The sequence below is a fragment of the Arthrobacter sp. AZCC_0090 genome (assembly GCF_014207375.1).
Classification (GTDB): domain Bacteria; phylum Actinomycetota; class Actinomycetes; order Actinomycetales; family Micrococcaceae; genus Arthrobacter.
In genome coordinates, this window is record NZ_JACHEE010000025.1 from 1 (window position 1) to 8,520 (window position 8,520).

Annotated in this window: 4 protein-coding genes; 1 reads left to right on the forward strand and 3 read right to left on the reverse strand. The window is 62.5% G+C overall.

Translation table 11 applies throughout. From position 1 onward, the window contains the following. Positions 1-349: 349 nt before the first annotated feature. Genes HNP00_RS22745 through HNP00_RS22755 form a run of 3 tightly spaced genes read right to left on the reverse strand, consistent with a single transcriptional unit; the run spans position 350 to position 7,906 of the window. A complete protein-coding gene (locus HNP00_RS22745; protein ID WP_184741990.1) occupies positions 350-4,024 on the reverse strand; it encodes a 1,4-alpha-glucan branching enzyme in 3,675 nt (1,224 codons plus the stop codon). Position 4,025: 1 nt separating this feature from the next. After that, entirely contained in the window at positions 4,026-5,822 is a 1,797-nt protein-coding gene (gene treS, locus HNP00_RS22750; protein WP_184741991.1) for a maltose alpha-D-glucosyltransferase, read from the reverse strand. Between the two features lie 5 nt (positions 5,823-5,827). Further along, positions 5,828-7,906, reverse strand: coding sequence for an alpha-1,4-glucan--maltose-1-phosphate maltosyltransferase (locus HNP00_RS22755; protein ID WP_311770657.1), 2,079 nt, complete (start codon positions 7,904-7,906; stop codon positions 5,828-5,830). A 131-nt stretch (positions 7,907-8,037) separates the two neighbouring features. Here HNP00_RS22755 and HNP00_RS22760 point away from each other — a divergent pair. After that, a partial coding sequence (locus tag HNP00_RS22760; RefSeq protein ID WP_184741993.1) for a DUF3417 domain-containing protein occupies positions 8,038-8,520 on the forward strand: 483 nt, incomplete at its 3' end.

Consider the following 8,520-nt stretch of genomic DNA (forward strand, 5'->3'; position numbering starts at 1 on the left):
GCACACTATTGAGTTCTCAAACAACAGACACACCCGACACCACCCACACCCACAAAAGGTCCAGGATCGCTCCGGAGCAACTTTCCAAACTTACCGGCTGCTTGCCTCCTAGTCAAATCAGCGTTCTTGACTTGATTTTCACGAGGAACTCAGTCAACTTCACCGATCTCCACTGGGGAGCAGCGCGGGTACTAACTATACCACCACTTCTCCGGGGAGGCAAAACCCTCGCGGAGCAACCTCCTCCTGAGCTTCTGCAGCGACACTCGAGATCCACGCAAAGGGCCCGGAAGCTCAACGCTTCCGGACCCGTCACGCTCCGGCCGACGCTCGGCCAAGCAATAACAACTTAGCCCACAGGCGTGAACCAGGAAGCTCCCAGCGGCGGCAAGGTGACAGTCAGTGCAGCGGGCAGTCCTTCCGCCCCGGGTGCGGTGGCAACCAACTCACCGCTGTTGACCACACCCGAGCCTCCGTACACCTCAGCGTCAGTGTTAAGTACTTCCTGCCAAGCGCCGGCGGAAGGAACGCCGAGGACATAGTCCTGGTGCGGTCCGCCGGAGAAGTTCACAGCGCAGACCAGTGGCTTGCCGTCATGATCCCAACGGATGAAGGTCAGTACGTTGCGATCCGCGTCCGCGCCGTTGATCCACTGGAAGCCGCCGGGCTCGTTGTCCCGCACGTGCAAGGCCGGCGTCGAGCTGTACAAGGTGTTCAACTCGCGGGTGAGGAGCTGCAGCCCCCGGTGCGAGGGGATGTCGGCGAGGAACCAGTCGAGGCCGTGCTGTTCGGACCATTCGGCCTCCTGGCCGAATTCGGTGCCCATGAAGATGAGCTGCTTGCCCGGGTGGGCCCATTGGTACGCCATGAAGGCCCGCAGGTTGGCGAGCTGCTGCCAACGGTCCCCTGGCATCTTGCGCAGCATTGACCCCTTGCCGTGCACTACCTCGTCGTGGCTGATGGGAAGCAGGAAATTTTCCGTGAAGGCGTAGACCATGGAGAACGTCACCGTACCGTGGTGCCAGCGGCGGTTGACCGGGTTTTCGGAGATGTACTTGAGGGAATCATGCATCCAGCCCATGTTCCACTTGAGCCCGAAACCCAAGCCGCCGTGGTTGGTGGGGGCGGTGACGCCGGGAAACGCCGTGGACTCCTCGGCGATGGTCACGGCACCCGGGTGGGTTTTGTAAATGGTGGCGTTGACTTCCTGGAGGAAGGAGATTGCTTCCAGGTTCTCGCGCCCTCCGTGGACGTTGGGGAACCACTCCCCGTCCTCGCGGGAGTAGTCCCTGTAGAGCATGGAGGCAACGGCGTCCACGCGAAGGCCATCGATGTGGAATTCCTCAAGCCAGTAGAGGGCATTCGCGACCAGGAAGTTGCGTACCTCGGTTCGACCGAAGTCAAAAATGAGCGTGCCCCAGTCCGGGTGTTCGCCAAGCCGGGGGTCCGAGTGCTCGTATAGTGGTTCGCCATCGAAACGCGCGAGAGCCCATGAGTCCTTCGGGAAGTGCGCCGGAACCCAGTCCAGGATGACGCCGATGCCTGCTTGGTGCAGGGAATCGACCAGGAAACGGAACTCGTCCGGATGCCCAAAGCGCGAGGTCGGAGCAAAGTAGGAAGTGACTTGGTAGCCCCACGAACCGCCAAAGGGGTGCTCGGCCACCGGCATGAACTCCACGTGGGTGAAGCCAAGCCATTTCACATATTCCACGAGGTCCTTGGCCAGCTCCTTGTACCCGAGGCCGAGGCGCCAGGAACCGAGATGGACTTCGTAGACGCTCGTGGGCGAGTTGTGCGGATCCTTGAGGGCGCGCGCCGTCATCCAGGCGTCGTCCTTGAAGCGGTAGCTGGACTCAACAACGCGTGATGCCGTCAAGGGTGGCACCTCGGTGCCGAAGGCGAGGGGATCGGCTTTTTCCACCCAATGGCCAGCCTTCGTGAGCAGTTCGAATTTGTAGCGCGCCCCTGCTACAACGCCCGGAATGAAGACTTCCCAGACACCGGAAGAGCCCAGTGAGCGCAGGGCGTGTTCACGCCCGTCCCAAGAGTTGAACTCGCCCTTGACGCGGACTGCCTGCGCGTTGGGCGCCCAGACGGCAAAGGAGACACCGTCCACGTCACCTAGTGGGGAGCGGTAGTGCTGGACGTGCGAGCCGAGCGTGTCCCAAAGCCGTTCATGCCGGCCTTCTCCGATGAGGTGCAGATCCACCTCGCCAACTGTTGGAAGGTAGTGGTAGGGATCGTTGATGGTCACCGGGGCAGAATCGCCATACACCACTTCCAGGCGGTAGTCCGGCACGTGGCCGTGCTGCAGCGGCTCGAGGACCGCCACCCAGACGCCGTCGGTCTCGTGGATCATCGGCGTGGAACCGGCCTCGGTGACTACCGTGACGGACTCGGCGAGATGTTTGACCGTACGGATGGTGACGTGACCGTGGTCGTCAAGGTGCGCGCCGAGCACCGAGTGCGGGGCGTGGTGCGCACCGGCAGCCACCCGGCCCAGGGTAGCGGCGTCCACATACAGCGGGACTCGGGGCCGTTCGGTACGTGCTGAGCCTGTCATTTCCTTACCTTCCGATGTCGCCACGGCGTCCGTGCCGGGGCTCGTATTGCCGAGGAGCTGCCGCGAGGCGTTGACCGGAATGGGCAACCAATCCGGCCTGTTCCGCATCTCGTAGATCACCTCGTACAAGGCCTTGTCCAGCCACAATGCCACAAAGAGCGGCGAGCCGCGGTCAATGGTTCCAGGGGTGATGTCGCTGTAACCGGCCAGGAACGCTTCCGCGCAGTCGTCAACCCATGTCACCGGGACCGCTGCACGAGGATTCTCGCGGATGGCCGCGCCGGCCGCATAGTCAAAGGACCGCAACATTCCCACGACGTCGCGCAGGGGAACGTCGGGAATGTTACGGAGTTCGATCGGCCGGAGGGGCTCGCCTTCAAAGTCCAAGATCGCCCACCGGCCCGGTTCTCCCGCGGCGCCGGGGACCAAGAGGATCTGGCCCAGGTGAAGATCGCCATGGATGCGCTGCAACGTCCCGGCTTCCTTGCCGGACAATTGCGTCAGGAGCGCCTCGAGCTGCTGCTCATGGGGCCCGACGGCGGTACCCGCTTCAGCCCACGACTGGCGGACGCGCCGGGCTACTTCGGGCGCAATGTCCTGGCCCGGAACCTGTTCCCGCGCCGTTCCAAGGGTCTCTGCGAGCCGTAGATGCACGGTAGCCGTCGCCTGGCCCATTTGCCGGGCCTCGGCGGTAAAGTCCGTTCCGGATGCGGCGGCATTGACGGCGAGGCGCCAAGCGTCCTGCCCGCCCGCAAGGAATTCGTGGGCCACGGCGAGGTCGGCTGAGGCTGTGCCGTGGCGCCCCAAAGGTGTCCTTACCTCCCATGTTCCCGTAATCCAGCCAAGCGTGGAGGGCACCTCCTGGGTTCCTCCCGACGTCAGGGCCGCACCGACTTCCACTTCGGGGTTCTTACCGATCGACAACACCCGGAAGATCTTCACGATCGCCGCCGACTCGCCGTCGTCGACTATCACCGAAGTGTTGGACTGCTCACCGGAGGAGACCCGCACGGATCCTGAGGCGGCGGGCAGGCGCAGGCCGCCAGGCACAGAATGCCCGCTCGCGGCGCATTCCCCCTCTCCAGGTTCGGCCATGGCCAGACCTTGGATGAGATCGAGCCATGCGGTCACGAAGACGGGATCGTGGGGCGCGTCGTACACCCAGACCGGCGTATCGCCGTCGGCCTGGCCCACCAAGGCAGCCGCCAAAGCGGTTGCGGGACGAGAGCGATAGCTGAGCGGCACCTGGATGATGTCAGTCTGCATCCCGCCGTCGGCCGTGGCGTAGCGGACGGACAGCAACCGGACCTCCAAGCCGATCCCGGCGTCGGGCTGGCGCAGGTGGAAGGAGCCAACGAGGTCCACATCGAATGCCCCTGCTTTGACCGGAAACCAGCGTTGCCGGGGCAGCCATTCTTTGAGCAGGGGTGCCAGGACCGTGTTGGGCGCCAAGATACTCATGTCAGCCTTCGATGGAGAGCACTGGGATGGCTTGGGTGTACGGCGAGGATCCAGTGGAACCCGCCGAGCGTATCCGGAGCCAGAAGAAATCGTGGCTGCCGAGCGTAAGGGTTAATGAGCCATCAGCGCCAATCGCCGGGAAAGGCTGGCCCCCGAAGACATCCCTTAGGCCTCTTCCCGCGTATTCGGGGATATCCAAGGTTGTAGCCACCGGATGCTGGGACAGGTTGAAAACGCACAGGATCGATTCGGCGTCTTCGCCTTCCGGGTTGTCTTCGCGGAGTTCTCGCAGATAGGCAAGGACCACTTCGTGGTCCGCTGGAACGTGCCGGAATTCACCAAGCCCAAACGCGGCGTGGTTCTTCCGGACGCTCAGGATCTGCCGGGTCCAGCGCAGGAGCGAGCCGGAGTGGGCCGCTTCGGCCTCGACGTTCGCCATGCTGTAGTTGTAGACCAGCGATTGGATGACCGGCAGGTAGAGCTTTCCGGGGTCGGCGTTGGAGAAACCCGCGTTGCGGTCCGGGTTCCATTGCATCGGTGTGCGGACGGCATCTCGATCGTCAAGCCAAATGTTGTCCCCCATCCCGATTTCATCCCCGTAGTAAAGGAAGGGGCTGCCCGGCAGGGACAGCAGCAACGCGTTGATCAGCTCGATCTCGGAGCGGGAGTTGTCCAGCAGCGAGGCAAGCCTCCGCCGGATACCGATGTTGGCGCGCATCCGCGGGTCAGGCGCGTACCAGCCCAACATGGCCGCACGTTCGTCGGCGGTGACCATCTCCAGGGTGAGTTCGTCGTGGTTGCGCAGGAAGGTACCCCATTGCGCCCCGGCCGGGATTCCAGGGGTATCGCGCAAAGTCTCGATGATCGGGGCGGCCTTCTGATCGCGGAGCGCGTAGTACAGGCGCGGCATGATGGGAAAATGGAACGCCATGTGGCATTCCGGTTCTTCCACGGTGCCGAAGTACTCCACGACCTCGTGGGGCGGCTGGTTGGCCTCAGCGATGATCACGCGGCCAGGGTAGTTCTCGTCCACCATTTTGCGAAGGTCCCGCAAGAAGCCGTGGGTAGCCGGCAGGTTTTCGCAATTGGTGCCCTCTTCTTCGAAGAGATATGGGATGGCATCCGCCCGGAATCCGTCAATACCCTGGTCCAGCCAAAACCGGACAACGTCGTGGACGGCCTCGATGACCCGGGGGTTTTCGAAGTTCAGGTCGGGCTGGTGGCTGAAGAACCGATGCCAGAAGAACTGCCGACGGATGGGATCGAATGTCCAGTTCGACTCTTCCGTGTCCACGAAGATGATGCGTGCGTCCTGGTACTTCTCGTCAGTGTCACTCCATACGTAGAAGTCGCCGAACGGGCCGTCCGGGTTCTTGCGTGATTCCTGGAACCAGGGGTGTTGATCCGAGGTGTGGTTCAGGGGGAGGTCGATGATGACCCTGACACCCCTGGCGTGGGCCTCGGCCACGAGCCGTTTGAAGTCGCTGATAGTACCGAACTCGTCCAACACGGAGGTGTAATCGGAAATGTCGTAGCCGCCGTCGCGCAGGGGCGAATCGAAGAACGGCGGCAACCACAAGCAGTCCACCCCAAGCCACTGCAGATAGTCGAGCTTGTCGATCAAACCGTGGAAGTCGCCGGATCCGTCACCGTTGGCATCCGCGAAGGCCCTCACCAGCACCTCGTAGAAAACAGCCTTCCTATACCAATGAGGGTCATGTTGAAGGCCCGGGGCGTTCAGCTCGAAGGTATTCTTCGGCGTGAAGTACTGGCTCTGGATCTGCGGATTAAAGCTCACTAAGGCTACCTCCGGATGTTGAGAATGTGTGCCGGTTCTACATGGGCGTCGAGTCGGACGTAGTTGTACTCCCCCCACTCCCAGCTTTCGCCGCTGACCAAATCATCCACCCAGAATCGCCCGTTGGACGTGAAATCGGATGGATCCAGCGAAAGCGCGGCGAGGTCCAGGGTCACGGTGCTTTCCCTGGTGCCATGCGGATCGACGTTGACCACAATGATCAAGGTGTCCTTGCTGCCGTCCGGCAGGGTCTTGTGCTTGGAGAACACGATAGTGGCGTCATCTGTGCTGTGGTGCAGTGTCAGGTTCTGCAGATCACCCAGGGCCGGGTGGGCCTTCCGGATGGCATTCAGCCGTGTGATGTAGGGGGCGAGGCTGTGACCGGAGGCCGCTGCGGCATCCCAGTCGCGGTCCTTGAACTCGTACTTTTCGTTGTCGATGTATTCCTCGGCCCCCGGACGCGCCACATGCTCGTACAGCTCGAATCCGGCGTACACGCCCCATAGCGGGCTGGCTGTGGCCGCCAGCGCGGCGCGGATGCGGAACGCTGCCGGACCGCCGTACTGGAGGTATTCGGTGAGGATGTCCGGGGTGTTGACGAAGAAGTTGGGCCTGAAGTATGCCGGGGTTACGTGGCTGACCTCATCGAAATAGGATTCCAGTTCGGTTTTGGTGTTCCGCCAGGTGAAGTAGGTGTATGACTGCTGGAAGCCGGCCCGGCCGAGGGCGTGCATCATCGCGGGACGGGTAAACGCTTCGGCGAGGAAAACGACGTCGGGGTATTTCTTGTTGACTTTGCCGATCAGCCACTCCCAGAACCACACCGGTTTGGTGTGCGGGTTGTCCACACGGAAAATCTTCACGCCGTGGCTGACCCACAGGAAGACGATCCGCAGTATTTCCTTGGACAGCCCGGTGGGATCGTTGTCGAAGTTCAGCGGGAAGATGTCCTGGTACTTCTTGGGCGGGTTCTCGGCATAGGCGATGCTCCCGTCCACCCGCGTGGTGAACCATTCCGGGTGGGACTCCACCCAGGGATGGTCCGGGGCAGCCTGCAGCGCCAGGTCCAGCGCCACTTCGAGTCCCAGCTCATTGGCGCGGGCCACAAACGCGTCGAAGTCCTCGAACGATCCGAGCTCCGGGTGGATGGCGTCATGGCCGCCATCCTTGGATCCGATGGCCCACGGCGACCCGGGATCCTGCGGGCCGGGAGTCAGGGTGTTGTTGCGGCCCTTGCGGTGCTGGAAACCAATGGGGTGGATGGGCGGCATGTAGATGACATCGAAGCCCATGTCCGCGACGGCGTCGAGCCGCTTGGCCGCCGTCGTGAAGTTGCCTGACGTCCACGTTCCGGTGGCGGGATCGAAAACGGCGCCCTCGGACCGTGGGAAGAATTCGTACCAGGCTCCGCGGCCGGCAAGGTCGCGCTCCACCAGGAGGGGGTACTGATCCGAGACGGTCACCATTTCACGGATCGGCTGGCGCTCGACGACGGCGGCTACCTCTGCGCTGAAACCAGCAGCAAGGCGTTCTTCGGCAGTCTGTGAAGTATCGGCGAGGGCAACAGACGCGGCGTGGAGGGTGCGCCTGTCCGCCGCGCTACGGGTGTTGTCCCCGGCCGCGTCCGCAAGCAGGGCGACGCCTTCAGCAAGCATCAACTCCACGTCGATGCCGGCTTCGACCTTGACTTCAGCGTTGTGATGCCACGTTCCGTAGCGGTCATGCCAGGCTTCGATCGCGAAAGTCCAGGCTCCCGGCGTCGTCGGGGTCAGCAGTCCCTCCCAACGGTCGGTTCCTTTGCCACGCTCGCCGGGCGCCGGCGCGAGCCGCACACGCTGGCGCTCCTTGCCTTTGGGGTCCAACAGGATGGCGCTCACCCCAAGCTGGTCGTGGCCCTCACGGAAAACCGTGGCGCCTACCACAAGGTCTTCACCCGGCAAGGCCTTGGCCGGGAACCGGCCTTCCTCGATCACTGGCTGCACAGCCGTGATGGGGAACCTGCCGAATCGGAGACCTTCGGTGATACCGGTCTTCTGCTTGGACTTGGATGCTGAGCTGGATCGCGGTGTTGCGGTAGTGGTCACAACCTCGACGTTAGCGAGAAAAATCACATTTTGCTAAGAGGTGCCCCAGACTCTTCGGCGCAATGTGTCATTTACCTAAAAGAAACCGAAAGCTGTTCCTGCTGTCCACCGAGTGGATTAGTGTGGCGCTCGTGAAGGCAATTCGAAGGTTTACAGTCCGTACCCTGCTCCCCGAGCCGATCCGGCCACTGGCGCGTCTTGCAACGAACCTGCGTTGGTCTTGGCACCGGCCTACCCGCGAACTCTTTGCGAGCCTCGACCACGAATTGTGGGAGGAAAGCGGCCATGATCCCATTAGCCTTCTCGGGTCAATAGGCCGTGAGCAGCTATATCAACTTGCCTCCAACAACGATCTTGTAGAGCGTGTCCAACATGCCGCTGCGGATCTTGACCGGTACCTGAGTGAGCCGCGGTGGTACCAGGGCCTGGGTCCGGACGCCCCGGCGTGCATTGCGTATTTCTCCCCTGAGTTCGGCATCACGGAGGTGCTTCCGCAGTATTCCGGTGGCCTGGGCATCCTGGCCGGGGACCATTTGAAGGCCGCTTCGGATCTGGGCGTGCCGTTGATCGGCGTCGGGTTGCTGTACCAGGCCGGCTACTTCAAGCAGTCCCTT

What these genes read in the sequence shown, in the direction of transcription:
- HNP00_RS22745 (WP_184741990.1), bottom strand. Translation starts at nt 4,024, where the DNA reads ATGAGTATCTTGGCGCCCAACACGGTCCTGGCACCCCTGCTCAAAGAA.